This is a genomic window from Bradyrhizobium huanghuaihaiense (assembly GCF_007830635.1).
Classification (GTDB): Bacteria; Pseudomonadota; Alphaproteobacteria; order Rhizobiales; family Xanthobacteraceae; genus Bradyrhizobium; species Bradyrhizobium huanghuaihaiense.
Genome location: NZ_VLLA01000007.1, coordinates 76,540 through 103,071, shown reverse-complemented (window position 1 = coordinate 103,071; position 26,532 = coordinate 76,540). Strand labels below are relative to the sequence as shown.

19 protein-coding genes and 1 tRNA gene are annotated in these 26,532 nt (G+C 65.1%); 9 read left to right on the top strand and 11 right to left on the bottom strand.

Translation table 11 applies throughout. The annotated features are described in order from the left end of the window. Positions 1–57: 57 nt before the first annotated feature. The 8 genes from IQ16_RS16665 to IQ16_RS16625 all read left to right on the top strand — a co-directional run bounded on the left by IQ16_RS16665 (position 58) and on the right by IQ16_RS16625 (position 12,033). Positions 58–456, top strand: a complete 399-nt coding sequence (locus tag IQ16_RS16665) for a FixH family protein (protein WP_018642402.1) — start codon at positions 58–60, stop codon at positions 454–456. Continuing rightward, positions 453–1,883: an efflux RND transporter periplasmic adaptor subunit gene (locus IQ16_RS16660; RefSeq protein WP_018642403.1), complete on the top strand. Its 1,431-nt coding sequence runs from the start codon at positions 453–455 to the stop codon at positions 1,881–1,883. Before IQ16_RS16665 ends, IQ16_RS16660 begins: the two co-directional genes overlap by 4 nt. Beyond that, entirely contained in the window at positions 1,880–5,038 is a 3,159-nt protein-coding gene (locus IQ16_RS16655) for an efflux RND transporter permease subunit (protein ID WP_018642404.1), read from the top strand. Before IQ16_RS16660 ends, IQ16_RS16655 begins: the two co-directional genes overlap by 4 nt. A 140-nt stretch (positions 5,039–5,178) precedes the next feature. Continuing rightward, positions 5,179–5,544 (top strand): hypothetical protein, encoded by a 366-nt coding sequence (locus tag IQ16_RS16650; RefSeq protein ID WP_018642405.1) that lies wholly within the window; start codon positions 5,179–5,181, stop codon positions 5,542–5,544. Positions 5,545–5,599: 55 nt separating this feature from the next. Further along, a complete protein-coding gene (gene ihpA, locus IQ16_RS16645) occupies positions 5,600–6,874 on the top strand; it encodes a divalent metal ion exporter subunit IhpA (RefSeq protein WP_018642406.1) in 1,275 nt (424 codons plus the stop codon). Then, entirely contained in the window at positions 6,871–7,848 is a 978-nt protein-coding gene (ihpB, locus tag IQ16_RS16640; RefSeq protein WP_018642407.1) for a divalent metal ion exporter adaptor subunit IhpB, read from the top strand. The genes ihpA and ihpB overlap by 4 nt, the downstream gene beginning before the upstream one ends. After that, the gene (gene ihpC / locus IQ16_RS16635; RefSeq protein ID WP_018642408.1) at positions 7,841–11,053 is read left to right on the top strand and encodes a divalent metal ion exporter subunit IhpC; all 3,213 of its coding nucleotides are present in this window, start codon (positions 7,841–7,843) and stop codon (positions 11,051–11,053) included. The genes ihpB and ihpC overlap by 8 nt, the downstream gene beginning before the upstream one ends. A gap of 2 nt (positions 11,054–11,055) precedes the next feature. Further along, positions 11,056–12,033, top strand: coding sequence for a cation diffusion facilitator family transporter (locus IQ16_RS16625; protein ID WP_026311898.1), 978 nt, complete (start codon positions 11,056–11,058; stop codon positions 12,031–12,033). Positions 12,034–12,038: 5 nt separating this feature from the next. Here the strand turns inward: IQ16_RS16625 and IQ16_RS16620 are convergent, their stop codons facing one another. The 7 genes from IQ16_RS16620 to IQ16_RS16590 all read right to left on the bottom strand — a co-directional run bounded on the left by IQ16_RS16620 (position 12,039) and on the right by IQ16_RS16590 (position 19,242). Then, positions 12,039–13,697 carry a hypothetical protein gene (locus IQ16_RS16620; RefSeq protein ID WP_035666074.1) on the bottom strand — a complete coding sequence of 553 codons (1,659 nt, stop codon included), beginning with the start codon at positions 13,695–13,697 and terminating at the stop codon, positions 12,039–12,041. Between the two features lie 2 nt (positions 13,698–13,699). Beyond that, positions 13,700–13,939, bottom strand: coding sequence for a hypothetical protein (locus tag IQ16_RS16615; RefSeq protein ID WP_145831617.1), 240 nt, complete (start codon positions 13,937–13,939; stop codon positions 13,700–13,702). Between the two features lie 56 nt (positions 13,940–13,995). After that, positions 13,996–14,547 carry a class I SAM-dependent methyltransferase gene (locus tag IQ16_RS16610; RefSeq protein WP_158646936.1) on the bottom strand — a complete coding sequence of 184 codons (552 nt, stop codon included), beginning with the start codon at positions 14,545–14,547 and terminating at the stop codon, positions 13,996–13,998. Between the two features lie 17 nt (positions 14,548–14,564). After that, positions 14,565–16,469, bottom strand: a complete 1,905-nt coding sequence (gene asnB, locus IQ16_RS16605) for an asparagine synthase (glutamine-hydrolyzing) (RefSeq protein WP_018642413.1) — start codon at positions 16,467–16,469, stop codon at positions 14,565–14,567. Between the two features lie 22 nt (positions 16,470–16,491). Continuing rightward, positions 16,492–17,358: a glycosyltransferase family 2 protein gene (locus tag IQ16_RS16600; RefSeq protein ID WP_018642414.1), complete on the bottom strand. Its 867-nt coding sequence runs from the start codon at positions 17,356–17,358 to the stop codon at positions 16,492–16,494. Further along, positions 17,355–18,005, bottom strand: a complete 651-nt coding sequence (locus tag IQ16_RS16595) for a class I SAM-dependent methyltransferase (protein ID WP_018642415.1) — start codon at positions 18,003–18,005, stop codon at positions 17,355–17,357. Before IQ16_RS16595 ends, IQ16_RS16600 begins: the two co-directional genes overlap by 4 nt. 376 nt (positions 18,006–18,381) lie before the next feature. Beyond that, positions 18,382–19,242, bottom strand: coding sequence for a class I SAM-dependent methyltransferase (locus IQ16_RS16590; protein ID WP_018642416.1), 861 nt, complete (start codon positions 19,240–19,242; stop codon positions 18,382–18,384). Positions 19,243–19,437: 195 nt separating this feature from the next. Here IQ16_RS16590 and IQ16_RS16585 point away from each other — a divergent pair, with 195 nt between their 5' ends. Beyond that, positions 19,438–21,282, top strand: a complete 1,845-nt coding sequence (locus tag IQ16_RS16585; protein WP_018642417.1) for a caspase family protein — start codon at positions 19,438–19,440, stop codon at positions 21,280–21,282. Between the two features lie 362 nt (positions 21,283–21,644). On the opposite strand, the gene IQ16_RS16580 is transcribed toward IQ16_RS16585, so the two are convergent. The 4 genes from IQ16_RS16580 to clpX form a co-directional block, all read right to left on the bottom strand. Beyond that, positions 21,645–21,721, bottom strand: a tRNA-Val gene (locus tag IQ16_RS16580). Between the two features lie 62 nt (positions 21,722–21,783). After that, positions 21,784–22,188, bottom strand: a complete 405-nt coding sequence (locus IQ16_RS16575; RefSeq protein WP_018642418.1) for a GFA family protein — start codon at positions 22,186–22,188, stop codon at positions 21,784–21,786. Between the two features lie 67 nt (positions 22,189–22,255). Then, positions 22,256–24,679, bottom strand: a complete 2,424-nt coding sequence (lon, locus tag IQ16_RS16570; RefSeq protein ID WP_018642419.1) for an endopeptidase La — start codon at positions 24,677–24,679, stop codon at positions 22,256–22,258. Between the two features lie 325 nt (positions 24,680–25,004). After that, positions 25,005–26,276 carry an ATP-dependent Clp protease ATP-binding subunit ClpX gene (clpX, locus tag IQ16_RS16565; protein WP_018642420.1) on the bottom strand — a complete coding sequence of 424 codons (1,272 nt, stop codon included), beginning with the start codon at positions 26,274–26,276 and terminating at the stop codon, positions 25,005–25,007. Positions 26,277–26,532: the final 256 nt, after the last annotated feature.

Genomic DNA, 26,532 nt, shown 5'->3' with positions numbered 1-26,532 from the left:
CGTCTCGCAACACGTCGCTGCGCGCGGCTCCATCAGACCCATCGAGGAATTGAAATCATGACAACGTCCAACTTCGCGCGTGCCGCCGTGGCCGCGCTGATCGCCTCTACTCTCGCGACTGCCGCGCGCGCCGAGATCAAGAACTACGAATTCCAGCTCGTGCAGCCGACCGTCAAGGCCGGCGCCGATCGCGTCGTGACGGTGCGGCTGGTCGACAAGAGCACCGGCAAGACGGTGCCCGACGCAGTGATCTTCGCCAGCCGGCTCGACATGGCGCCCGACGGCATGCAGGAGATGGCCACCAAGGTCACCGCGATGCCGGGCACCGAACCCGGCACCTATCGGTTCAAGGCGACCTTCGGCATGGCCGGGCGCTGGCAGCTCTCGCTCGGCGCCAAGGTGCAAGGCGAAACCGGAACGGTCGAGAACAAGCTCGTCGTCACGGCCGAGAAATGACCCGCCGCCTCCTCATCGGCGCTGCCGCTGCGATCCTCGCCACGGCAGGTATCATGCCGTTCGCGGGGCTGCTGCGACAGCAGCCGAGTGACAGCTCCATCGTATCCGCGGCAAACGCTGCGGATACGGCTGCCCCGATTTATTACCAGGACCCGGATGGCAAGCCGCTCTATTCGCTGACCCCGAAGAAGACCAAGGACGGCCGCGACTATCGTGCGATCCCCGCGGGCGCGGACATCAGCTTCGACGAGCCCGAGCAGCCCGCGGAGATGACGGCGGCCGAGCCCAAGACTGAGCCCAAGGCCGAGCATAAGGGCGATCGCAAGATCAAATATTACCGCAACCCGATGGGCCTGCCGGACACCTCGCCGGTGCCGAAGAAGGACTCGATGGGGATGGACTACATCCCTGTCTACGAAGGCGACGATAGCGACGACGGTTCCGTCCGGCTATCTCCGGGCAGGATCCAGCGTACGGGCGTCAGGTCCGAGCCCGCAGCGCTCCGCACGATCCGCACGAAGGTCCGTGCCCCCGGCGTCATTCAACTCGACGAGCGGCGAGTCTCCGTCATCTCGATGCGGTCCGAAAGCTTCATCCTGAAAGTCGCCAACGTGACGACCGGCTCCCACGTCGTGAAGGGGCAGCCTTTGATGGAGATCTACAGCCCCGCCGTCGCGACGGCAGCCGCCGAATATCTCGCCACCATCACGTCCAAGACGACGGGCGGTGACCAGGCCTACGGCCGCGGCTCCCGTCAGCGACTGATCAACCTCGACGTACCGGAAGCCGCCATAGCGGCGATCGAGAAAAGCCGGAACGTGCCGACCTCCGTCGAGTGGACTGCGCCACGCGATGGCATCGTCCTGGAGCGTAGCGCGATCGAGGGAATGCGCGTGCAGCCGGGCGGCGTGCTGTTCCGGATCGCGGATCACTCGGTGATGTGGGCGTTGATCGACGTAGCGGAACGCGATCTGGGCATGATCTCCAAAGGTCAGTGGGCTACCGTGCGGGCCCGGAGTTTTCCGGGCCGCGAATTCTCGGGGAAGGTCGAAGTGATCTATCCCGAGATCAACAAGGAAACCCGAACCGCGCGCATCCGCGTCGAATTGCCGAACCCAGACCTCGCGCTGCTGCACGACATGTACGTCGACGCCGAGATCGACACCGGGACGGGCGAGCCGGTCCTGACCGTCCCAGAGAGCGCGGTGATGGATACCGGCAGTCGGCAGGCCGTCTTCGTCGACAAAGGACAGGGCCGGTTCGAGCCGCGGGAGGTCAAGACCGGCCATCGCGGCTCGGGATACGTGGAGGTCAGGCAGGGTGTCGCCGATGGCGAGCCCGTCGTCGTGTCCGCCAACTTCCTGATCGACGCGGAGAGCAACCTGAAGGCGGCGCTCAAGGGCTTTGCCGAAGGAGCCCAGCAATGATCGCCCGCCTGATCGCCTGGTCGGCCCGCAATCTGCTGCTGGTGCTGTTCGGCGCCGGTTTCGCCGCGGCGGCCGGCGTCTACGCGCTTGTCCATCTGCCGCTCGACGCCATTCCGGACCTCTCCGACACCCAGGTCATCGTCTACACGGAGTATCCCGGCCAGGCACCGCAGGTCATCGAGGACCAGGTGACCTACCCGCTCACCACCGCGATGCTGACGGTGCCGAAATCGAAGGTCGTGCGCGGTTTTTCGTTCTTCGGCGTCTCCTTCGTCTACGTCATCTTCGAGGACGGCACGGACATCTACTGGGCGCGCTCGCGCGTGCTCGAATTCCTCAACGCCGCGACCTCGCGCATTCCCGCCGGGGTAACGCCGACCATCGGTCCGGACGCGACAGGTGTCGGCTGGGTCTACCAGTACGCCGTCATGTCGAAGGAATTGAATCTCGCCGACACGCGTACGATCCAGGATTGGAATCTGAAGTTCGCGTTGGCCAAGGCCGAAGGCGTCGCCGAGGTGGCGAGCGTCGGCGGCTTCGTCAAGCAGTACAACGTGATCCTCGATCCGCAGCGGATGCGCGACCTCGGCATCACCATGCAGAAGATGCGGGACGCGATCCGCGCCAGCAACGCCGACGTGGGCGGGCGGACCGTCGAGCTCTCCGAGTTCGAGTACGTGATCCGTGGAAAGGGCTACATCAAGTCCATCAACGACCTCGGCAACATCGTGCTGAAGACGAGCAACGGAACGCCGGTCAAGCTGCGCGACGTCGCCCGCGTCGAGCTCGGGCCGGACGAGCGGCGCGGCATCGCCGAGCTCAACGGCGAGGGCGAGGTGGCGAGCGGCATCGTGCTGCAGCGCTTCGGCATGAACGCGCTCGACGTGATCGAGAGCGTCAAGAAGCGGTTCAGGGAGATCGCGACCAGCCTGCCGAAATCAGTCGAGATCGTCCCGGTCTACGACCGCTCCAACCTCATCAAGGCCGCGATCGACACGCTCCGGCACACGCTGCTCGAGGAGAGCATCGTGGTGGCGCTGGTCTGCATCGTGTTCCTGCTGCATGTCCGCAGCGCGCTGGTCGCCATCCTGATGCTCCCGGTCGGCGTTCTCATGGCCTTCGGGGCGATGAAGCTGCTCGGAATCGGCTCCAACATCATGAGCCTCGGCGGCATCGCGATCGCGATCGGCGCCATGATCGACGCCGCCATCGTCATGATCGAGAACGCGCACAAGCATCTCGAGCGCGCCGAACCCGGCCAATCGCGGGTAACGATCCTGATCGAGGCCGCGGCGGAAGTCGGCCCCGCCCTGTTCTTCAGCCTCCTGATCATCACCGTCTCGTTCATGCCGATCTTCACGCTGGAATCGCAGGAGGGACGGCTGTTCAGCCCGCTCGCCTTCACCAAGACCTTTGCGATGGCGGCGGCGGCTTTGCTGTCGGTGACGCTGGTGCCGGCGCTGATGGTGATCTTCGTTCGCGGCCGGATCATCCCGGAGCACAGGAACCCGATCAACCGCTTCCTGATCTGGATCTACCGGCCGGTGATCTCAGGCGTGCTGCGGGCGCGGATCCCGGTGATCCTGCTCGCGCTCGGCGTGCTCGCCGCCTCGGTCTGGCCGGCCGGCCGGCTCGGCTCCGAGTTCATGCCGAACCTCAACGAAGGCACCCTGCTCTACATGCCGACGACGCTGCCCGGTATTTCCGTGACCAAGGCGGCCGAGCTGATGCAGACCCAGGACCGGATCATCCGCTCGTTTCCGGAAGTCGCCTCGGTCTACGGCAAGGCCGGCCGCGCCGCCACCGCGACCGATCCGGCACCGTCGGAGATGTTCGAGACCATCGTCGACCTCAAGCCGAAGGAGCAATGGCGCGCTGGGGTGACGATCGACAGCCTGATCGCCGAGATGGACAAGGCGCTGCAATTTCCCGGCGTCTCCAACGCCTGGACCATGCCGATCAAGGCGCGCATCGACATGCTCTCGACCGGCATCCGCACGCCCGTGGGCATCAAGGTCATCGGCACCGACCTCGTCGGGATCGACAGGCTGGCCCGGCAGATCGAGCAGGTGCTCAAGGCCGTGCCGGGCACGTCCTCGGCCTACGCCGAGCGGAGCCTCGGCGGCTACTATCTCGAGATCACGCCGGACCGCGAGGCGCTGTCGCGCTACGGCATCGCGGTGCAGGACGTGCAGGACACGATCGCCACCGCGCTCGGCGGCCAGACCGTGACGACGACGGTCGAGGGCCGGCAGCGCTTCACCGTCAACATGCGCTACCCGCGCGACCTGCGCGACAATCCGAAGGCGATCGCCAGCGACATCCTGGTGCCGATGCCGGGCGGCGGCGCCGTCCCGCTCGGCGAGGTCGCCAGCGTCACGCCGGCGCGCGGGCCGACCTCGATCCGGACCGAGAACGGACAGCTTGCCACCTATATCTATGTCGACATCCGCGACCGTGACCTCGGCGGCTATGTCGCCGACGCGCGGGCCGCCGTGCAGGCGAGCGTCCCGTTCCCGCCCGGCTATTACGTGGTCTGGAGCGGACAATACGAATATCTGGAACGCGCCACGGCGCGGCTGAAGATCGTGGTGCCGGTGACGCTGCTGATCATCTTCCTGCTGCTCTATCTCAACTTCCGCTCGATCACCGAGACCATGATCGTGATGCTGTCGCTGCCCTTCGCGCTCGTCGGCGGACTGTGGCTGATGTGGTGGCTCGGCTTCAACCTGTCGGTCGCGGTCGCCGTCGGCTTCATCGCGCTCGCGGGCGTGGCGGCCGAAACCGGCGTGGTGATGCTGATCTATCTCAACCAGGCCCTCGCCGAGACCAAGGCGCGCTGCGCGCATGCAGGCCGCGCCCTGACCCGCGCCGATCTCAATGAGGCCATCATGGAAGGCGCCGTCGAACGCGTCCGCCCGAAGATGATGACGGTGGTTGCGATCATGGCCGGCCTGCTGCCGATCATGTGGAGCAGCGGAACGGGATCGGAGATCATGCAGCGTATCGCCGTGCCCATGATCGGCGGCATGATCTCGTCGACGCTGCTGACGCTGATCGTGATCCCCGCCATCTTCGCCCTGGTGAAGGGTTTCGGGCTGCGTTCGGGCGACGCGGTTGTCGCGCCGAAGCAAATTCAGGAGGCCGCCGAATGAGCTCGCACATGTTGCGAGCCGGTCGCAGTCGCACGAAGACTCGGCTGCGACGTTGAGTTCCCCACACGTAACACTATTGCGGGTCGACACTGTTCCCGCTGCCATGCTAGGCCAGCCGGACCGACAGCAAGAGTGAATTCGTGCTCCCGAACCGCCGGCCCTTCAGACTGAGCTCCACGCGCAACTGGCGCGGGCTCGTGGCTGTGGTCGTCGCGGTCCTGTATCTGCTCTCGGGCGCGCTCCATGGCGCCCACGACATCGATGTGACCAGCCCCTCCGGCGGCTCGGAGATCGCCTCGATCCTCGACGAGGGCGCGGCCGGCCATGGCGACCACAAGGCGTTTGCCGGCCATCACTGCCACGGCTGCTTCTCCGTCGCTGTCCTACAGCCGATGCAGTCGGACGCCACAATCGATGTGATGGCCCCGCCGGTCCAACAGCGGCAGCCGGCGCTCGCCGGCATCGCGCCCGATACCGATTCCCCGCCTCCAAAACACCTGACCTGAACGGATCAGCCGGGCGCTACGCGCGCCCATCGGTTCTCCTTCACGGGTCTTTTTCATGTTTCGCAGACGAACGGCCGCGCGCATCGCGTGCGCGCTGGCTATTCTCATCAGCCCGCCCCTGGCGCTGACGTCATACGCCCAAACGCTGACCATGCGCGCGGCGCTCTCGCGCGCGCTGGCCGCGAGCCCGCGCCTGACGGCGGCGGAGCGTGATGTCGGCATCGCCACCGGCCAGCGCATCCAGGCCGGCGCGCTGCTCAATCCGGAACTGTCCTACGAGCAGGACAACTCGTTCGGCTCCGGCATCTATCGCGGCACCAAATCGGCCGAGACCACGCTCCAGATCAGCCAGGCCTTCGAGCTGTTCGGCAAGCGCGACGCCAGGATCGCCGCCGGCCAGGCCGGCATCGAGGTCGCCGCGATCCAGCGCAAGGCCGTCAGGCTGGAAGTGCTGTCGGAGACCGCCATCGCCTTCCTCAGCGTGCTCGGCGCGCAGCGGCGGATTCAGATCCTCGACGAGCAGATCGACGCGATCGACCGGCTGACGCCGCTGCTGCGCCGCCGCGTCGAGGCCGGCGCCTCCTCGCCGGCCGAGACCGGCCGCGCCGAGGTCGCCTCCGCGCTGGTGAAGGCCGACCGCGAGCGCCTCAAGGCGACGCTGGCGAGCGCCCGGCGCGAGCTTGCGGTGCTGATGGGCGATCCCGGGGCGAAATTCGGCGAGGTCTCCGGCCGGCTCGACACCACGGGACGTCCGCCGACGTTCCAGTCGGTGGTTGCCGCCATCGACGCCAATCCGCAGCTGGTGCGCTGGACCGCGGTCTATGCTCAGCGCAACGCCGAGCTGCTGATCGCGCGGCTCAAACCCTATCCGGACGTGCGGATCGCGGCCGGCTGGCGTCACTTCAACGAGAGCAATGACGACGCGGTGCGCCTCACCGTTTCGGTGCCGATCCCCGTGTTCGACCAGAACCAGGGCAACATCCTCTCCGCGCAGGAGAGCCTCGCCAAGACAAAAGCCGAGCGCGAGGCCAACCGAAACACGCTGATCGTGATTGCCGGCCGCGCCTATGACTCGGTGCAGGGCTCGCTGCGCGAGCTCGCGGTGCTGCGCGAGACCGCGATTCCCAAGGCCGTCGAAGCGTCCGAGGCGATCTCGCAAGGCTACGGCCAGGGCCGCTTCACCCTGCTCGAAGTGCTCGATGCGCAGGCGAGCGTCACGCAGGCGCGACTGCGCGAGCAGGAAGCGCAGCAGAATTTCCACGCTGGCGTTGCGACCATTGAAGGTCTCGTCGGCAATCCCTTTGCGCTTGCCCGGGAGAGCGCGCGATGAAGACATCCTCCACCATCCTCGTTGCCGTCATTGCGGCCGCCCTCGGCGCCTACGGCTATTCCGTGCTCGTGCCGGCCAAGGTTGCCTCGACGGAACATGCCGAGCATTCCGAACCGAAGAAACCGAACGACCATGTCGAGCAGGACGAGCACGGCGCCGACCGCATCCGCATCTCCGACGTCAAGCTGGCGGCCGCGGGCGTGACCTTGGCGGAAGCCGCGGGCGCCACGCTGACCGACACGCTATCGTTCAACGGCATCCTGCGCGCCAACCAGGAGGCGGTGGTTCAGGTCACGCCGCGCTTTCCCGGCATTGCAAAATCGATCCAGAAGCGGATCGGCGATAAGGTCGGCAAGGACGATCTTCTCGCCGCGATCGAGAGCAACCAGAGCCTCACCGTCTACGAGCTGAAGGCGCCGATCGCCGGCACCATCATCGAACGGCAGATCTCGCTCGGCGAATACGCCTCCGAGCAGAAGCCAGCCTTCGTCGTTGCCGACCTCTCCAGCATCTGGGTCGATCTGTCGATCTACCGGCAGGACCTGAAGCGCGTCCACATCAACGACGAGGTGCTGATCGATCCCGACGATGGCCGCGGCGAGATCAAGGGCACGATCTCCTACATGGCGCCGATCGGCTCGAGCGAGACCCAGACCGCGCTCGCGCGCGTGGTGCTGCCAAACCCCGAGGGCCGCCTTCGCCCCGGCCTGTTCGTCACGGCGCGGCTGATCCTCGCCGCCCGCAACGTCGCGGTCGCCGTGCGCCGAAGCGCGATCCAGACGCTGGAGAACAAGACCATCGTGTTCGTCCGCGAGGACGGCGACAAGATCGAAGCGCGCCCGGTGGAGCTTGGCGATTCCGATCCGAAATTCGTGGAGATCCGCGCGGGCCTGTCGGCCGGCGAGCGCTACGTCGCCGAGAACAGCTTTGTGGTCAAGGCGGAGATGGGCAAGGGAGACGCCGATCATGATTGACGCCCTGCTCGCCTTCTCGGTCCGCCAGCGCTGGCTCGTGGTCCTGCTCGCCCTCGCGGCCGGTGCCCTCGGCGCCTGGAATTTCACGCGCCTGCCGATCGATGCCGTCCCCGACGTCACCAACGTCCAGGTCCAGATCAACACGCGCGCGCCGGGCCTGTCGCCGCTCGAGGCCGAGCAGCGCATCACCTTTCCGCTCGAGACTGCGATGGGTGGCCTGCCCAGGCTCGACTATACGCGCTCGATTTCGCGCTACGGCCTGAGCCAGGTCACCGTCGTATTCCAGGACGGCACCGACATCTATTTCGCGCGCCAGCTCGTCAACGAGCGCATCCAGCAGGCGAAGGACCAGTTGCCTGCCGGCACCGAGGTCGCGATGGGGCCGATCTCGACCGGGCTCGGCGAGATCTATGTCTACTCGGTCGAGGCCAAGGCCGGCGCGAAATCGCCTGCTGGTGCCGAGTTCACGCCGACGGAGCTGCGCACCATCCAGGACTGGATCATCAAGCCGCAGCTCCGCACCATTCCCGGCGTGGTCGAAGTCAACTCGATCGGCGGCTATGAGCGGCAATTCCACGTGCTGCCGATCCCAGGCCGGCTGATGGCCTACAAGCTCGGCTTCCGTGACATCATGACGGCGCTGGCCGCCAACAATGCCAATGTCGGCGCCGGCTATATCGAGCGCAACGGCGAGCAATATCTCGTCCGCGCGCCCGGCCAGGTCGCCAATATCGAGGACATCAGGGACATCGTGATCGGCTCGCGCGGCGGCGTGCCGGTGCGCATCCGCGACGTCGCCGAGGTCCAGGAAGGCCAGGACCTGCGCAGTGGCGCTGCGACCACGAACGGCGGTGAGACCGTCCTCGGCACCGCCATGCTGCTGATCGGCGAGAACAGCCGTACCGTGGCCCAGCGCGTGAAGGCGAGACTCACGGAGGTCGCGAAATCGCTCCCCGACGGCGTGATCGCGCGCGCCGTCTACGACCGCACGCATCTGGTGGAAGCAACCATCCAGACCGTCGAGAAGAACCTCGTCGAGGGCGCGGCGCTGGTGATCGCGGTGCTGTTCCTGATCCTCGGCAACTTCCGCGCTGCTCTAATCACGGCCTGCGTCATCCCGCTGTCGATGCTGTTCACGATCACGGGCATGGTCGAGAGCAAGGTCAGCGCCAATCTGATGAGTCTCGGCGCGATCGATTTCGGCATCATCGTCGACGGCGCCGTCATCATCGTCGAGAATTGCCTGCGGCTGCTCGCAGTCGAGCAGCACCGGCGCGGCCGGCTGCTGACCCTGGACGAACGGCTCCAGACCATCCGCGCTGGTGCCAGCGAGGTGATCAAGCCGAGCCTGTTCGGCACGCTGATCATCGCCGTGGTCTATCTTCCGGTCCTTACCCTGACCGGGACCGAGGGCAAGATGTTCACGCCGATGGCGCTGACGGTGCTGATGGCGCTCGCCGGCGCGGCGCTGCTGTCGGTCACTTTCGTGCCAGCCGCGGTCGCGATTGCCGTCACCGGCAAGGTCTCGGAGACGGAAAACGTCTTCATGCGGGCCGCCAAGCGGCTCTATCTACCCCTGCTCGACCGCGCCATCCATTATCGTGGCAGCGTCGCGTTCGGTGCCGTGCTGATCGTCGCCGGCAGCATCTTCGCCGCGACACGCATGGGCGGCGAGTTCATCCCGAGCCTCGACGAAGGCGACATCACCATCGAGACCATCCGGATTCCCGGCACCAGCCTGACCCAGAGCGTCGACATGCAGCTTCGGCTGGAGAAGGCGGTCAAGCAGGTGCCGGAGGTCGCGACCATCTTCTCCAAGATCGGCACCGCCGAGATCGCGAACGACCCGATGCCGCCGAATGTCGCCGACACCTATGTCACGCTGAAGCCGCGCGAGGAATGGCCCGATCCCGCCAAGCCGAAGAATGAGGTGATCGAGGAGGTCGAACGCGCCGCCAACACCCTGCCCGGCACCGCCTATGGCATGACCCAGCCGATCCAGATGCGCTTCAACGAGCTCATCGCCGGCATTCGCAGCGACGTCGGCGTCAAGATCTTCGGCGATGATCTCGACGTGCTCGCCGGCATCGCTCAGCAGGTCAACGGCGTCGTTCGCGGCATCGAGGGTGCCGCCGACGTCAAGACCGAGCAGATCGCGGGCCTGCCGATCCTCACCGTCAAGCTCGACCGCCAGGCGCTGTCGCGCTATGGCCTCAGCCTCAGCGAGGTGCAGAACCTCGTCGAGATCGCGATCGGCGGCAAGCCGGTCGGCAAGCTGTTCGAGGGCGACAGGCGCTTCGACATCGTGGTGCGGCTGCCGGAAAGCCTGCGTGCCAATCCCGATACGATCAAGTCGCTGCCGATCCCGCTGCCGCCGGGCGAGGACATCGCTTCCGTCACGAAAACCGCCTGGCCGGGGACCTCGGGGACGACGCCGCGTTACGTGCCGCTCTCGTCCGTTGCGGCGATCGAGATCGCACCGGGTCCCAACCAGATCAGCCGCGAAAACGGCAAGCGCCGCGTCGTGGTGATGGCGAACGTTCGCGGGCGCGACCTGCGCTCCTTCGTCGCCGAAACTCAAGCCGCCGTTGCCGAGAAGGTCAAGCTGCCGCCGGGTTACTGGATCGGCTGGGGCGGACAGTTCGAGCAGCTGGTCTCCGCAACCAAGCGGCTGACGATCGTGGTGCCGGTGGCGCTGCTGCTGGTGTTCCTGCTGCTGTTCATGGGCATGGGATCGGCGGCGGATGCGGCACTGGTGTTCTCGGGCGTACCGCTGGCGCTGACCGGCGGCGTCGCGGCGCTGCTGCTGCGCGGGATTCCGCTGTCGATCAGCGCCGGCGTCGGCTTCATTGCGCTCTCGGGCGTCGCCGTGCTCAACGGCCTCGTCATCATCGCCTTCATCGAGCGGCTGCGCAGCGAGGGGCGGCCCATTGCGGAGGCAGTGCGCGAGGGCGCGCTGACGCGCCTTCGCCCGGTGCTGATGACGGCCCTCGTCGCCTCGCTTGGTTTCGTGCCGATGGCGCTCGCCACCGGCGCCGGCGCCGAGGTGCAGCGGCCGCTGGCAACCGTCGTGATCGGCGGCATCATCTCCTCGACCGTGCTGACGCTGCTGGTGCTGCCGGCGCTCTACGTGCTGTTCCGGCGTGACGGGGCGCACGAAACGCCTAGAATGGCGCCCGATTTGGCGGGTTCCGGGGAGCGCTAGGTTTGGGCAACCACGACCATCACCATCATGACCATGCCGGCCATTCGCATGATCACGGCCATGGTCACGACCACGATCATGGTCTTGGCCACGCACATGTCCATGCGCCCGCCAGCTTCGGCAGGGCGTTCGCGATCGGCATTACCCTCAATACCGCGCTGGTCGTGGCCGAGGCCGTCTATGGCTATATCGGCAACTCCACCGCCCTGCTCGCGGATGCCGGCCACAACCTGTCCGACGTACTGGGCCTGGTCGTGGCCTGGGGGGCATCGGTTGCGGCAAAGCGCGCGCCGAGCGGCCGCTTCACCTACGGCCTGCGCGCCTCCACCATCCTGGCAGCGCTGGCCAATGCGGTGTTGCTGCTGGTTGCGACCGGCGCGATCGGCTGGGAGGCAATTCTGCGCCTGCGCCAGCCCGAGCCGATCGCTGGCGTCACCGTGATGGTGGTCGCCGGCATCGGCATCCTCATCAACGGTTTCACCGCCTTGCTGTTCGCACGCGGCCGCAAGGACGACATCAACATCGAAGGCGCGTACCTGCACATGGCGGCGGATGCCGCCGTCTCGCTCGGCGTCGTGGTCTCGGCGGCGCTGATCATCTGGACCGGCTGGCTCTGGCTCGATCCCGTCACCAGCCTCGTCATCTGCGCCACCATCCTCTGGAGCACGACCAGCCTCTTGCGCGGCTCGATCGACATGTCGATGGCGGCCGCCCCCAAGGGCACGGACCTTGCCGCGATCAAGCTCTTCCTGCTGGAGCGGCCCGGCGTCTCTGCCATCCACGACCTCCACGTCTGGCCGATCTCGACCACCGAGACGGCGTTGACGTGTCACCTCGTCATGCCAGGTGGCGCCGGCGATGCGTTCCTGATGGAGACCGCGCGGATGCTGAAGGAGTCCTTCCGCATCGGGCACACCACGCTTCAGGTGGAGACGCATCCCGACAATGGCTGCGCGCTGGCGCCGGACGATGTGGTGTGAGGCGCTTACGTCGCCGTCACGCGAGTGCTCGGCTTCGAGCGGCTGCGATAGGCGACAATCCGATCGAAAGACAACCAGAGCAGGACGGCGCTCGCGCCGCCGAGGAAAGGAATGGTGTAATACGCGTAGCGATTGAGCCCGTAGATGAGGAAGGTGGGGAATGCGGCGCTGACCAGCGCAAGCAGGACCATCAATGCGCCGACGGCAACAAGGCCGCGGGGAAGCTGCCGGACGCCCCCCGCATAGCCCGCGGGAACGCCGACTAGAAGGATAAGAGCGAGAAGGAGTGTCGCCCCTGACAGCCACACGATCGGTCCGGGACGGTCGTCGTATTCCGTCGAGACCTTCAACCCGCAGCAGAACTTGACCAACCCCGAATTCGGCGCGTAGCCGCGCCCCATAAGCTGGCTCAGGCCGAGCTGAACCCCATCGGCGCCCGGCAGCAGCCGCGAGAGCGGCCACCAGGGTTTATAGTAGTCCTGAACCAGCTGTCCGGGCTTGAGCCCGGTCGGACTTTCGAAGAACGGAGAAGCATCCCGCTTGACGAAAAACTCGTAGGCCTGCGGATTGGGGGTCTGTCGCGCCACCGCGTTCCCGTCGAACAGCAGGAAATACATTTCCCGCAGGAAGTGCTTCGTGAGGTGTCGATAGAGCGTTGATGGCGTCGTCAGTGTTTCGATGAAGATATCGCGCACGACCCTCCCGAGGTCCGCGTCGGTGTCACCGGGCATCTTCAACCGCCCCACCGCCCCGAAGGGCCATTGATATTCACCGCCGTCGGCCCATCCGCTCGGAGTGTCCGCAGCCCGCATCTGTTCGACGAACGGCCGCGCCTGCGCCTTCCGGTCGAGATGAACGCCGTGATCGAAATCGCCGGAATAGCCGACCACGAAGGCCATCACAGCAGCGCTCTCGCTGCCTACGGCGGTCTTTCCAATCACTGCGTTGATCGCCGCTGGGGTGGAATAGACCGCGGAAGCAAGGACGGTGGCCAGCGCAACAGCACCCAGCCGACGCAAGACTCCCGCATCCAGCATCGAGAGCAGCCACAGCAGAATGACGGCGGCCTGACCGATCGCCGCCGACCGGCAAACCATCACCGCCCCGAGCGTCAGCCCCACTGCCGCCGAAGCGAGGACTACAGGCCATTTCCTGAAGGCGGCTCCAGCGGCAATGAAGGCCGCAAGCGCGACCAGGAAGTTGGTAATCGTCTCGGCGCCAACCGTGTTGTCATAGTGGATGATGCGGCCATGCAGCGCCGCGAAGAGAAAGGCCAAAAGCGCGAAGAAGCGGGGCGCGCCGGCCATGCGCACGGTCGCGGCGATGAGGAGTGCCGTGCCGACGCTGGCCAAGTGCTGGGCGACGACGAAGACCAGGATATGCGGGCCGAACAGCTTCGAAAGCAACACGAGGAAGACGGCCACGCCGTACGGCCGCTTGATCGCATCCTCGATATATTGCCCCTTCAGGATCGATTCCGCCTGAATGACGTAGGCACCGCCGTCCTCGTGGATGAAATGATCAGGCCAGGTCACCAGGAAAGCGAGGTGAACCATCAAGACGGCGCCGATCGCGCCGACCCAGATCCAGAACCACGCGACAGAACTCGCCCAGCCTGGCCGTGCGGGCAAAACTCCGGCGTGCCCGGCGCGTGCTCCGTTCATCTTCAATGCCCACCCTTGATATTCTCAGTCGCCGATTGACCGGGCGACGCCGCCGGGCGCGTGCCGGACACCGTCCAGCTATAGCCATGCCGGTGATAGAGTTGAACATCCGCAAATCCCGCATCCGACAACAACGCCTCGGCCTCGGCGCGCGTATAGTATTTCGCGTAGGCGGGATTGAGCTGGTCGTAGATGGTCAGGCGGCGAACCGAGCGCGGAAATTTCGCCAGGACGGAACGCATGTAGCTGCGCATCGGAAGCGGAAGAATCCGGCAGAGCCAGATATAGGCCGTTAGGGCTAGCTCCAGCAGATGCGACAGAGCCACAGCATCCGGTGCGGCATCCGCACTGTGAGCTTGCGCAGCGGGATTGCGATCGACAAATAGGTCTCGTTCCCTTCAACGCCGTAGAGCCACACGATGCAGCGTCCGCCCGGCCGCAGCGCCGCGAACGCGGCGCGGACGACGGGCTCCGGCACGGGGATATGGTGCAACACGCCCATCGAGACGACGTAGTCGAGCCCAAGATCGGGCGGCAGTTGATCGCCGGGCACCTGGAGATACTCGATGCGGTCCGCGTTGGCGGTGGTGTTCGCCTTCAGGACATCGAATGCAGCCGATGGTTCGACCGCAACGACGCGATCGGCGCCCGCATCGAGCAGCATGTTGACGATACGTCCGGTGCCGCTTCCGATGTCGGCGACCCTCGCGCCCTTCACATCGTCGAGCGTCAGCAGCGGACCGAACAGATCGGCGAGCAGATCCGCCGACCCGTAATAGCCGGGGTTGTCGCGGAAAGCAGTCCACTGCTCTCCGAAATCGCTGATCGTCTGTCCCTTCAGGTCCGGCATGCGCGCGTCCAGCTCGCTCAACGCGGCCGGGGGGCCGCGAGCCCCATCAGCCATATCCCCAACGTCAGAATGGGCCATAATGCGAAGGCGTTGTCACTGCGCCGCTCCAGATGGTCGCTCCACAGCGCCCGGATCGCATCCGGCTTGAGATAAGGCGCGAAAACGTCCGGCTCCTTGTTGAAGACGCGATCGCAGATCCCTTGCAGACCACCCCGCCTCATCAGCTGCGCGATGGGCACGTTAAACCCGCGCTTGCGCGACCACGCGGCCTCCCTCGGCATTCCCAGGCGCTCGGCCAGCGTGCGGAGCACGTATTTCGGAGCTCCTTTCGGCCACGGGTTGAGAAGGGCGACATCGATCGTGCCCGCGAGGTCCATGACCCGCCGGTCAAGGATCGGAACGCGCACCTCGAGCGAATGCGCCATGCTCATCGCATCAACCTTCGTGAGCACGCTTTGCAGGTGAAAACGCTGGTCGGCGATCAGCGCCCGATCCAGCACCTTGTCGTGCGGCTCCGCATAATATTCCGCATATTCCGCGAACGGATCCGCCGCCGCGACATCGGCCATCTCGGACGCGTAGATCTTCGCGGCAACAAATCCAGGGACCAGCCGCCGCCATTGCAAATGCGGGCTGTCGCCCTCCTCGCTGAGACCCAGTGCAAAACGGGCCAGTTGCGCCGCCGCCGGAAGACGTCTCTCATTGCCGCGGACGGCCGCATAGGCAAGCCGGCCGGTCATGCCCGCAACGCCGCGCGGCACGACGCGGCGCAAGGGCTCCGCCATGGCGGTTGCTGCGTAGGTCTCATACCCGGCGAAAAACTCGTCGCCGCCATCGCCAGACAGAACGACGCTGCAGTGCTGGCGGACTGCACCGGCGAGACGATAGAAGCCGAGAGCACCCGTATCCGCGCACTGCCCGTCGAAATGATGGACGATCGCGCGGAGGGCCGTCTCGGCATCCTCCCCCCCTTCCCCGTCGATCACGCTGACCGACAGGCCGGCGGCCGCGGCGATGTCCTTTGCTGCGGCGGATTCATCATGGCTCTTCTCGGTAAAGCCTGCCGTGAACAACGGCGGCTTCAATCCGAGCTGCTTCAGCGTGAGCGTGACGAGCGAGCTGTCGACGCCTCCGCTTTGCAGCACGCCGAGGGGCACGTCGCTCACCATCTGGCTCTCGACCACCGTCTGGATCGTCGATCGCAGACGGTCGACCGCGTCATCCAACCGGTCGATCGTTGGCGCACGAACGGGACGCCAGAAGCGGCGTTCGGTCCGTTCGCTGGCGGTGAAGCTCATCACCGTGCCCGGCGGCACTTGCCTGATGTCGCGGAAAAGACTCTGCCGCGTTCCGGGGTGCCCGGCGGCCAGGAACGTGTGCAAAGCAGCGGGATCGATATGCGCGGCCACGCGCCGGCTCGCCAGGATCCCCTTGGCCTCGCTCGCGAACACGACATCGCTGCGGTCCTCGAAGTAATAGAGCGGCTTGATGCCGATGCCGTCGCGCGCGAGGATCAGGCGACGCTCCTGACGGTCCCAGAGGCCGAGGGCGAAAAAGCCCTCCAGCCGTTCGAACATCGCCTCTCCCCAGGCGAGATAGGCATAGGGGAGAATTTCCGTATCGCAGTGCCCGCGGAACCGGAAGCCGAAGGAGCGCTCGAGCTCGTGGCGCAGCTCGCCGTCGTTGTAGATCTCGCCATTGTAGGTCACGACGATCCGGCCCGACGCATCGAGCATCGGCTGGTGCCCGGCGTCCGACAGATCCCGGATGGCGAGCCGACGATGGGCGAAGCCGACGGACTGATCCAGCCAGGAACCGTCACCATCCGGCCCGCGATGAATCAACGCCGCAGACATCGCTGCGACCGTGCCGCGGTCAGCCGCGCGGCCGTCGCGGTGGAAGATTCCGGCTATGCCGCACATCGCGCTTTGGCGTGATCAATGGTCATGGTCGTTGGTTCATGATCTGCTTCAGAAGCACCGCCAGCAGCCCCATCGCCACGACGAGAATACTGAGGAGGATGGCTCCGACCCCGAGGACGAAACCGCTGACGACCTGGAGAATGATCCCGCCGACCAGCGAAATCACGGCGAGCAGCATGCACATCATCGCCAGCAGCACGAAGATCTTCAGCGGGTTGTAGTAAGTGCAGGCTTCGAGGACGTATTGCAGCGTGCGAAGGGAATCGCGGAAGAGATTGACCTTGGACCGCCCGATCCGCTCCGCATAGTCGATGGGAATGTAATCGACGAATTTCGCGTTCATCATGTACGCGAGGGTCAGCGAAGTGGTGAAGCTGAAGAGATCGCTGACGTGGTCGAAAAAAGAAATGGCAACCTGGCGCCGGAAGGCGCGAAGGCCGGAATTGATGTCGGGGATCTCGCGATTGGCGGTGAACTCGACGATCACCTTGAGCACCGCACGAAGCGGCGACTTCAGCATCGACTCCCTGTAATTCGGGCCGGTTCGCGCGCCGACGACCATGTCGAACCCCTCATTGAGGCGTGCGATCAGCGCAGGTATGGACTCGATCGGATAGGAGCCGTCGGCATCGCTGATGACGATCGTCTCGAAGGACGCCATGCGAATGCCGTCCTTGAGCGAGCGCCCGTAGCCGATGTTGTGGGCGTGCCTCAGGACTTTTGCGCCGGCCTGCTCGGCCAAGGCACCGGTCCCGTCGTTCGATCCGTCGTCGACGACGATGATTTCGTAAGGAGTGAGTTGAGCTCCGTCGAGAACCGCTTTCGCCCGTGCGATCGTGTCAACGATGCCATTACGCTCGTTCAGCGCTGGAATGACGACTGAAATCATACGCGCCGTGCGATGCAGGTGACGGATTGCCCGAAAAAGCTCCGAGACAGGGGATCAAGCGCCCGCGACAACGGAACCATATACTTGTCGAACAGCGCGATCTGTCCATTCACGGCGTCGTCGTTCAAGGACTCGTGGCGTTTCAGACGGTTGGCGAGCCATCCCAACCCACCGATGGGATTGAAATAGCTGAGCCGGACCAGCTCGACAGGCTGCCCCGCCAGGATATCGCGCAGGCGCGTGGTGCTGTAGCGCCGGAAGTGTCCGGCAAGGCGATCCAGATCGTTGTAGAGCAGCATGAGGGCCGGAACGCTGATGAGGAGATGCCCGCCCGGCTTGAGCACGTCGACCAGATTGGCGACCGCCTTGGCATCGTCCTCGATGTGCTCGAGCACGTTGACGGTGAAGACCGCATCGACACCGTTGGGGAACAGCGTGCGGAGCTGTTCCGCGGCCAAAATGTCGCAGACGGCGAAGCTGCGGTCCGGCATCGCCCGACTGGCCTGCTCGACGCTGTCGCGGTCGTGGTCCACCCCGCAATAATCGCCGAGTTCCCCGAGCACCCTGCTGTAGAGCCCATGCCCAAACCCGACCTCAACGATCCGCCCCTTGAGATACGGACGGAATTGCTCGATGACCCAGTTCATGTAGTTCTGAGCATCGGCGATGCCGCTCGAATACGTCGCCGCCCCCGTCTTGAGACGGTCCTCAGGCGCAGGTTGTGACAGCCGAGTGACTTGAGCCATGGATCCCGAAACTCTGTTCGGCTGGGGATTAGCAGCAAGAGCAGGGTTTCTCAAGCGCGTTCGGCACCCGTTCGCCTGTCGGTTGAATCAGGCTCCGACCCGATCTCCCTTGCATCCTACGCCTCATGATGTCGACGCAGCACGCCGCACGGCTCGCAAATCACGTCCCACCCTCTCGCGCCCCGCGATCCGACCAACTGGATGCTTGCGCGGCAGCGATCATGCGGCATGAGAGCACCGGCTTCGTCGTCTGCCGATGGGGCGAAGGATTTTGCGTCTACCCCGCCTTCGCCGTCACGATCCAGATCGCGCCCTGCAGCGCCACGCTCTGTCCCTTCAGGAACGGCGCGAGCGTCTCGCGGATCGAGGCTTTGGCGGCCTCATAGGTCTCCGGCGGATGGCCCTGCAGCGCACGGCTGGCCGGGCCAATCTGCAGCGAGCCCTCGACCGCGGCGTCGAGGCCGCCGCCGATCGCGATATCCATCGCCAGATTGTGCGGCTCCATTGCGACGTCGACGAAGCCTCCGCCATTCAGGATGCGCATCACGCGCTCCTCCGAAGCAAAGGCGAACGGGCCCGGCTCCTCAGGCCCGACCGGAGGCATCTTCGGCACATGCTTATAGACCGCCATCAGCGGCGCCATCATCCAGGGATTTTCCTTCGGCTCGCGCCAGCAGACGAAGGCGAGCCGTCCCGAGGCCTTCAGCGCGCGGCGGAGATTGGCGAAGGACGCGACCGGATCGGCAAAGAACATGACGCCGAAGCGCGAGGCCAGGAGATCAAAGCTCGCCGGCTCGAACAGATGTACCGTCGCATCCGCCAGCACGAAATCGAGCGGCAGGCCCTTTGGCGCCAGCGACCGCGCCTGCGACAGCATCGGCTCGGACACATCGAGCCCGAGTGCAAAGCCATCCGGCGCGACAGCCCTCGCGAACGCCACCGTCGTCGCACCGGAGCCGCAGCCGACGTCGATCACGCGCTCGCCCGGCTTCGGTTTGGCGCGCTCGATCAGCACATCGGCGATCGGGCCGAGCAGCTTTTCCTGCACGGCGTGGCGATCGGCCCAGCGCTGCCCGCTGGGGCCGTTCCAATAGGCGATCTGGTCGGCGTTCTGCTCGTGTCCGCTAGGCTGTTGCATGCTGTCCCCGGTCGTTCCCGTCCCGCGCGATCCCCACCGCCACCGCGGTCCAACCGCATAGACCGGCACAGCGGCGATATCACGTCGGGATGCTTGGCGCACCTCGTGCTGCCGCCTGTGACCTTCGTCACACAGGGGTTTTTGCCTCGATGGCAGTCTGCGACTACTCTGGTCACATTGCGATTTGGGGCTGCAATGGGCGCGATTCGGATTTTTCTGTTTTTATTGGCCGTCTTCTGTCTTGGCTGCGGAAGTGCGCAGGCGGAAAAGCGCGTGGCGCTCGTGATCGGCAATTCCGCCTACAAGAGCGCGCCGAGGCTTGCCAATCCCGTGAACGACGCCTCGCTCGTCGGCGGCATGCTGAAGAAGGCGGGGTTCGACCTGGTCGACATCAAGCTCGACCTCAACGCTGCGGAGATGCGCAGGGCGCTGCGCGACTTCGGCGGCAGGACGCGTGAGGCCGATGTCGCCGTCGTCTACTATGCCGGCCATGGCATCGAACTCGACGGCACCAATTACCTAATCCCGACGGATGCCAGCCTCGAGACGGATAGCGACGTCCTCGACGAGACGCTGCCGCTGGAGCGCGCCCTGTTCGCGGTCGAGTCGGCCAGGCAGCTCCGGCTCGTCATCCTCGATGCCTGCCGGGACAACCCGTTCGCGAAAACAATGAAGCGGACCATGGCCGCGCGTGCCATTGGCCGCGGCCTCGCCAAGGTCGAGCTGACCAGCCCGAACACCATGATCGCCTTCGCGGCGAAGGCCGGCTCCACTGCCTCCGACGGAGACTCCAGGAACAGCCCGTTTGCGGCAGCGCTGGTCGAACGCCTCCCCACGCCCGGGCTCGACCTGCGCAAGGCGTTCGGCTTCGTCCGCGACGACGTGCTCAAGAACACCGGCTACAAGCAGGAGCCTTATGTTTACGGCTCGCTCGGCGGTGATGATCTGGCGCTGGTCCCGGCCAAGCCTGTCGCCGCAGGCCCGCAGGCAAACCCCGACAGCGAGCTCCGGCGCGACTACGAACTGGCGCTTCAGCTCGGGACGCGCGACGGATGGACAGCGTTCCTCAACCGCTTTCCGAACGGCTTCTATGCCGATCTCGCCAAGGGCCAGCTGAACAAGATCGCCGCCGAAGAAACCCGCGCGATCACGGCAGACAAGGCTCGCCAGGCGGAAGAGGAGAAGGCCCGCCTTGCCGCCGAGCGCGCCAACAAGGCCGAGCAGGAGAAGGCCGCGGCCGCAGCCAAGGCGGCCGAGGACAAGCGTCTTGCCGCCGAGAAGGCCAAGCAGATCGAGGAAGCCAAAGCCGCTGCAGCCGAGCAGCGGCGCAAGGACGCCGAAGCCGCGGTCGCGAAGGCGCTCGCCGAGAAGCAAGCCGCCGAGAAGGCGCTCGTAGACAAGCTCGCCAGCGACAAGGCCGCCGCCGAACTCGCCGCGAAGCAGGCGGCTGAGAAACAAGCCGCCGCCGCTGCTGCCGAGCAGAAGATCGCGGCTGTGACATCTTCCTCGACCCCTCCGGCCATGTCGCCGCAGGAAACCACCAAACTGGTGCAGTCCGAGCTGCGCCGCGTCGGCTGTTTGACCGCCTCGGCAGACGGCGATTGGAACCTTGCGTCACAGCGCTCGCTGACGCTGTTCAACAAGTACGCCGGCACCAGGTTCGACGCCAAGCTCGCCACCTTCGATGCGCTGGATGCGATCAAGGCCAGGCCGGGCCGCGTCTGCCCGCTGGTTTGCGACCACGGCTTCAAGGCCGACGGCGATGCCTGCGTGAAGATCGCCTGCCGCACCGGCTACCGCGTCAATGACGACAATGAATGCGAGAAGGTGCAGGACAAGAAGCCGGTCGCGACGCGCGATGAACCCAAGAAGCGGGATACTGAGCGCAAGCAAACGGAAGCCAAACCATCCAAGCCTCAGGCAAGCGGGCAGCTTATATGCGGCAACGCAGGCTGTCGTCCGGTCAAATCGGGATGCCGGGTCGAGGGTGGGAGCTCGTCGGGTGCGGGATCGGTCGGATACAGGGAAGTGTGTCCCTAACTCTTCGGCAGCTTCAGGAGTTTAGCCGGGTCGAATTTTGGTGCCGGCCCGTTCGGGCCCAGAGTTGGCTGTTCTTCACTTTCCGTGGTGCCAGCATTCCGCTCCCTCCCTAATCGTTGCCGATCTCGCTCAAGGCCGCCCCCGCGTGCATTTCATTGGGCCACCGCCTGTTGCGCAGGTGGATGTGCCTGCGGTGCACGTCGCTCCCGGTCGCATCGTGCCTGTCGAAGTGAACGCCGCGGGCGCAGCGCGGCGAAGGCGAGTCTTTCAAACTGGAACACCTGTCAAACCACGAGTGGTTTGATTGCTGTTCGACCTTTTGGCGTCGACGTTGAAGTGTTGCCTCGCTTTCGAGCAAAGCTTGGTGGGCGGTCACGGATTCGAACCGCGGACCCTCTCGGTGTAAACGAGATGCTCTAACCAGCTGAGCTAACCGCCCTCGCCGCCTCTTTAGCCTCACAGGCCCCGAAGGGGCAAGACCCCAGCCCAACGACGCCAGCCTCAATCCTGCGGCCTGCCCGGCAGCAGCGGCACGGCGTCGATCCACACGGCCGCCGACTGGCACCAGATCTGCCTGACGGGCCGCAGGGCGCCGCGCTGGCGGATGCTGCCCCAGCGGATGCCCCAATCGTCGGCCTCCTCGCCCTCGCCGCTGGTAAACAGCGGGGAACCGCAGTCGCCGCAGAAATGCTGGAAGCGCATCCGGCCGTTGTCGCCGCGCTTGCCGTAGACCTTGGGCGCGCCGGCGGTCAGCTTGACGTCGGCCGCGGTGCAGATCGCCGTCACCCGGAACGGTGATCCCGTCAGCGTCTGGCAGTCGGTGCAGTGGCACACCGAGACCGCCTCGGGGTCGATCTCGGCCTCGAAGGTGATCTTCCCGCAATGGCACTGTCCGTCGACCTGCATCGCTCTCTCCCGCCGCCGAAACGAAAACGGCGCCCGAAGGCGCCGTTTTATCATCTTTCGCTTGAGATCAGTGAGCGGTCAGGCCGCCGGCGGCTTCATCGCCGTCCGGCTTCACCGTCACCTTGGTGTCCTCTTCCCAGACGATCGGCACCGGCTTCTTCACCAGGGCCTTGGCGACGACGTCGTCGAGGCGCGAGACCGGGATGATCTCCATGCCGCCCTTGATCGCATCGGAAATCTCCGTGAGATCCTTGGCGTTGTCCTCGGGGATCAGCACCGTCTTGATGCCGCCGCGGGCCGCAGCCAGCAGCTTCTCCTTGAGACCGCCGATCGGCAGCACGCGGCCGCGCAGCGTGATCTCACCGGTCATCGCGACATCGTGGCGGACCGGGATGCCGGTCATCACCGAGATGATCGCGGTGGCCATGGCCACGCCCGCGGACGGACCGTCCTTCGGCGTCGCGCCTTCCGGCACGTGCACGTGGATGTCGCGGCGGTCGAACATCGGCGGCTCGATGCCGTAGTTGATCGCGCGGGAGCGGACGTAGGACGCCGCCGCCGAGATCGATTCCTTCATCACGTCACGCAGGTTGCCCGTGACCGTCATCTTGCCCTTGCCGGGCATCATGACGCCTTCGATCGTCAGCAGCTCGCCGCCGACATCGGTCCAGGCAAGGCCGGTGACGATGCCGACCTGCGGCTCGCTCTCGATCTCGCCGAAGCGGTACTTCGGCACGCCGAGCAGCTCTTCCAGAGTCTTCTCGGTGACCTTGACCGACTTCTTCTTGGAGATCATCAGCTCCTTCACCGCCTTGCGGGCGAGTGTGGAGAGCTCACGCTCCAAATTGCGCACGCCCGCTTCGCGGGTGTAGCGGCGGATCAGAAGCAGCAGCGCGTCGTCGTCGATCGAGAACTCCTTGGAGTCCAGGCCGTGCTTGGACACCGCGTTCGGGATCAGATGCTTGCGCGCGATCTCGACCTTCTCATTCTCGGTGTAGCCCGCGATCCGGATGATCTCCATGCGGTCCATCAGGGGACCTGGAATATTCAGCGTATTCGCGGTCGTGATGAACATCACGTTGGACAGATCGTAGTCGACCTCGAGATAGTGGTCGTTGAAGGTCCCGTTCTGCTCGGGGTCGAGAACCTCGAGCAGCGCCGAGGACGGATCGCCGCGGAAATCGGCGCCCATCTTGTCGATCTCGTCCAGCAGGAACAGCGGATTGGACGACTTCGCCTTCCGCATCGACTGGATGATCTTGCCGGGCATCGAGCCGATATAGGTGCGGCGGTGACCGCGGATCTCGGCCTCGTCGCGCACGCCGCCGAGCGACACGCGCACGAACTCACGTCCGGTCGCCTTCGCGATCGACTTGCCGAGCGAGGTCTTGCCGACGCCGGGAGGCCCGACGAGGCACAGGATCGGCCCGGTCAGCTTGTTGGCGCGCGACTGCACTGCGAGATACTCGACGATGCGTTCCTTGACCTTCTCGAGCCCGTAGTGATCGGAGTCCAAGATGGCCTGAGCGGCCTCCAGGTCCTTCTTCACCTTGGACTTCTTGTTCCACGGAATCGACAGCAGCCAATCCAGATAGTTGCGCACGACGGTCGCTTCCGCGGACATCGGCGACATCTGGCGCAGCTTCTTCAATTCGTGCTGCGCCTTCTCGCGCGCTTCCTTGGAGAGCTTGGTCTTGGCGATCTTCTCCTCGAGATCGGCGAGCTCGTCGCGACCGTCGTCGTCGCCGAGTTCCTTCTGGATCGCCTTCATCTGCTCGTTGAGATAATACTCGCGCTGGGTCTTCTCCATCTGGCGCTTGACGCGCGAGCGGATGCGCTTCTCGACCTGCAGCACCGAGATCTCGCTCTCCATCAGGCCCAGCACCTTCTCGAGGCGCGTGGTGACGGACAGCGTCTCCAGGATGCCCTGGCGGTCGGCGATCTTGACCGCGAGATGCGAGGCAACCGTATCGGCGAGCTTGGCGAAATCGGTGATCGCCTGCACGACGCCGACGACCTCGGCCGAGATCTTCTTGTTGAGCTTCACATAGCTCTCGAAGTCGGACACGACCGAGCGCGCCAGGGCTTCCGCCTCGACCGATTTCGCATCGGTGTCGGCGAGCGCCACGGCGGTGGCTTCATAGTAATCGGCGCGATCGGTGTACTTCTGCACGCGCGCACGCTCGAGCCCTTCGACCAGCACCTTCACGGTGCCGTCGGGAAGCTTCAGGAGCTGGAGCACGCTGGCAAGCGTACCGGTCTCGTAAATGGCGTCGGGCGCCGGATCGTCGTCGGACGCGTTCTTCTGCGTCGCGAGCATGATCAGCGCGTCGTTCTTCATCACCTCTTCAAGCGCGCGGATCGACTTCTCGCGACCGACGAAGAGCGGAACGATCATGTGCGGGAAGACGACGATGTCGCGCAGCGGCAGCACGGGATAGGCGTGCGCTTCGCCGTGGACGATGGTTGGCCGGGGTTTTGGATTAGTCATGGCCTTTTCCTTTTGCTTTGCCCCCTTGCACGCAGTCCGCCATGCTCATGCGCAACCGCCACAAGGTGCCGAGGTGATCCACAAAACCGGTCGGTCCTCTTGAAAGTTGGACCGGCTCGCCGGATCGGAACAGAGGCGAATCTTGAAGAGAATTCTCGCTCGCCGCCGACATTAGGTGGCTATCGACCCGGGGGGTGTCAAGTCATTGAAAAACGCGCGCCATCAGGCGCTTACGCACGCGGATAAGCGAACGCAACACCGGCTGCGGAGATACACGTCCGCAGCCCAACTCGATGAGACGATTGGAGCGTTCCAGCGCCGGAAATCAGGCGCTGGCATTCTCGACGGCGCGATCGGTCCGATCGGCGTAGATGTAGAGCGGACGCGCCGTACCTTCCACGACTTCGCGGGAGATCACGACTTCTTCCACACCTTCCAGGCCCGGCAGGTCGAACATGGTCTCGAGCAGGATCGCCTCGAGGATCGAACGCAGACCACGCGCGCCGGTCTTGCGCTCGATGGCCTTGCGGGCAACCGCGCCAAGCGCCTCGTCGGCGAAGGTCAGCTCGATGTTCTCCATCTCGAACAGCCGCTGGTACTGTTTCACCAGCGCGTTCTTCGGCTCGGTCAGGATCTTCTTCAGCGAGGTCTCGTCGAGGTCCTCGAGCGTCGCCACGACGGGCAGACGACCGACGAACTCGGGGATGAGACCGTACTTCAGGAGATCCTCAGGCTCGACGTGACGGAAGATCTCGCCGGTCCGGCGATCTTCCGGCGCCATCACCTGGGCCGCGAAACCGATCGAGGTCGACCGGCCGCGCGCCGAGATGATCTTCTCGAGGCCGGCGAAGGCGCCGCCGCAGATGAACAGGATGTTGGTGGTGTCCACCTGCAGGAACTCCTGCTGCGGATGCTTGCGGCCGCCCTGCGGCGGGACCGAAGCCACCGTGCCTTCCATGATCTTCAGCAGAGCCTGCTGCACGCCCTCACCCGACACGTCGCGCGTGATCGAGGGATTGTCGGACTTGCGGCTGATCTTGTCGATTTCGTCGATGTAGACGATGCCGCGCTGGGCGCGCTCGACATTGTAGTCGGCGGCCTGGAGCAGCTTCAGGATGATGTTCTCGACGTCCTCGCCGACATAGCCGGCTTCGGTCAGCGTCGTCGCATCCGCCATCGTGAACGGCACGTCCAGGATGCGGGCGAGCGTCTGCGCGAGCAGCGTCTTGCCCGAACCGGTCGGACCGATCAGCAGGATGTTCGACTTCGCGAGCTCGACGTCGTTGTGCTTGGTCTGGTGGTTGAGGCGCTTGTAGTGGTTGTGCACCGCGACCGACAGGACCTTCTTCGCATGGCTCTGGCCGATGACGTAGTCGTCCAGCACCTTGCAGATTTCCTTCGGCGTCGGAATGCCGTCGCGCGACTTCACCAGCGAGGATTTGTTCTCCTCACGGATGATGTCCATGCAGAGCTCAACGCACTCGTCGCAGATGAAGACCGTGGGACCCGCGATCAGTTTGCGGACTTCGTGCTGGCTCTTGCCGCAGAACGAGCAATATAGCGTGTTCTTGGAGTCGCTCGTGCCGACCTTACTCATTCATGTCTCCGTCCGCGGTTCGATCCCGTTCCGCTCGATCGCTCCATTCCGATACGATGGTCGGGATGAAGTTCAAATAGAGCAAATTCCGTACCAAAAAAGACCTACGCGTTACTACATCCCGTGCGAATCACGGTCACTCGATTCTCCCGCGATCATAGCCGATCAATCGTAGCCAACCATGCTGTCACCCGACTATCAAGAATTCGCTAATCGGGGGTCGCGCGCTACCCGTGACAATACCGTGATTTCCGGT

Coding starts and splice junctions, on each gene's coding strand:
- ihpC (WP_018642408.1), top strand. CDS start 7,841: ATGATTGACGCCCTGCTCGCCTTCTCGGTCCGCCAGCGCTGGCTCGTG.
- asnB (WP_018642413.1), bottom strand. CDS start 16,469: ATGTGCGGCATAGCCGGAATCTTCCACCGCGACGGCCGCGCGGCTGAC.
- IQ16_RS16665 (WP_018642402.1), top strand. CDS start 58: ATGACAACGTCCAACTTCGCGCGTGCCGCCGTGGCCGCGCTGATCGCC.
- IQ16_RS16600 (WP_018642414.1), bottom strand. CDS start 17,358: ATGATTTCAGTCGTCATTCCAGCGCTGAACGAGCGTAATGGCATCGTT.
- ihpB (WP_018642407.1), top strand. CDS start 6,871: ATGAAGACATCCTCCACCATCCTCGTTGCCGTCATTGCGGCCGCCCTC.
- IQ16_RS16660 (WP_018642403.1), top strand. CDS start 453: ATGACCCGCCGCCTCCTCATCGGCGCTGCCGCTGCGATCCTCGCCACG.
- IQ16_RS16585 (WP_018642417.1), top strand. CDS start 19,438: ATGGGCGCGATTCGGATTTTTCTGTTTTTATTGGCCGTCTTCTGTCTT.
- IQ16_RS16575 (WP_018642418.1), bottom strand. CDS start 22,188: ATGCAGGTCGACGGACAGTGCCATTGCGGGAAGATCACCTTCGAGGCC.
- IQ16_RS16595 (WP_018642415.1), bottom strand. CDS start 18,005: ATGAACTGGGTCATCGAGCAATTCCGTCCGTATCTCAAGGGGCGGATC.
- lon (WP_018642419.1), bottom strand. CDS start 24,679: ATGACTAATCCAAAACCCCGGCCAACCATCGTCCACGGCGAAGCGCAC.
- clpX (WP_018642420.1), bottom strand. CDS start 26,276: ATGAGTAAGGTCGGCACGAGCGACTCCAAGAACACGCTATATTGCTCG.
- IQ16_RS16620 (WP_035666074.1), bottom strand. CDS start 13,697: ATGAACGGAGCACGCGCCGGGCACGCCGGAGTTTTGCCCGCACGGCCA.
- IQ16_RS16590 (WP_018642416.1), bottom strand. CDS start 19,242: ATGCAACAGCCTAGCGGACACGAGCAGAACGCCGACCAGATCGCCTAT.
- IQ16_RS16655 (WP_018642404.1), top strand. CDS start 1,880: ATGATCGCCCGCCTGATCGCCTGGTCGGCCCGCAATCTGCTGCTGGTG.
- ihpA (WP_018642406.1), top strand. CDS start 5,600: ATGTTTCGCAGACGAACGGCCGCGCGCATCGCGTGCGCGCTGGCTATT.
- IQ16_RS16610 (WP_158646936.1), bottom strand. CDS start 14,547: ATGCCGGACCTGAAGGGACAGACGATCAGCGATTTCGGAGAGCAGTGG.
- IQ16_RS16615 (WP_145831617.1), bottom strand. CDS start 13,939: ATGCGTTCCGTCCTGGCGAAATTTCCGCGCTCGGTTCGCCGCCTGACC.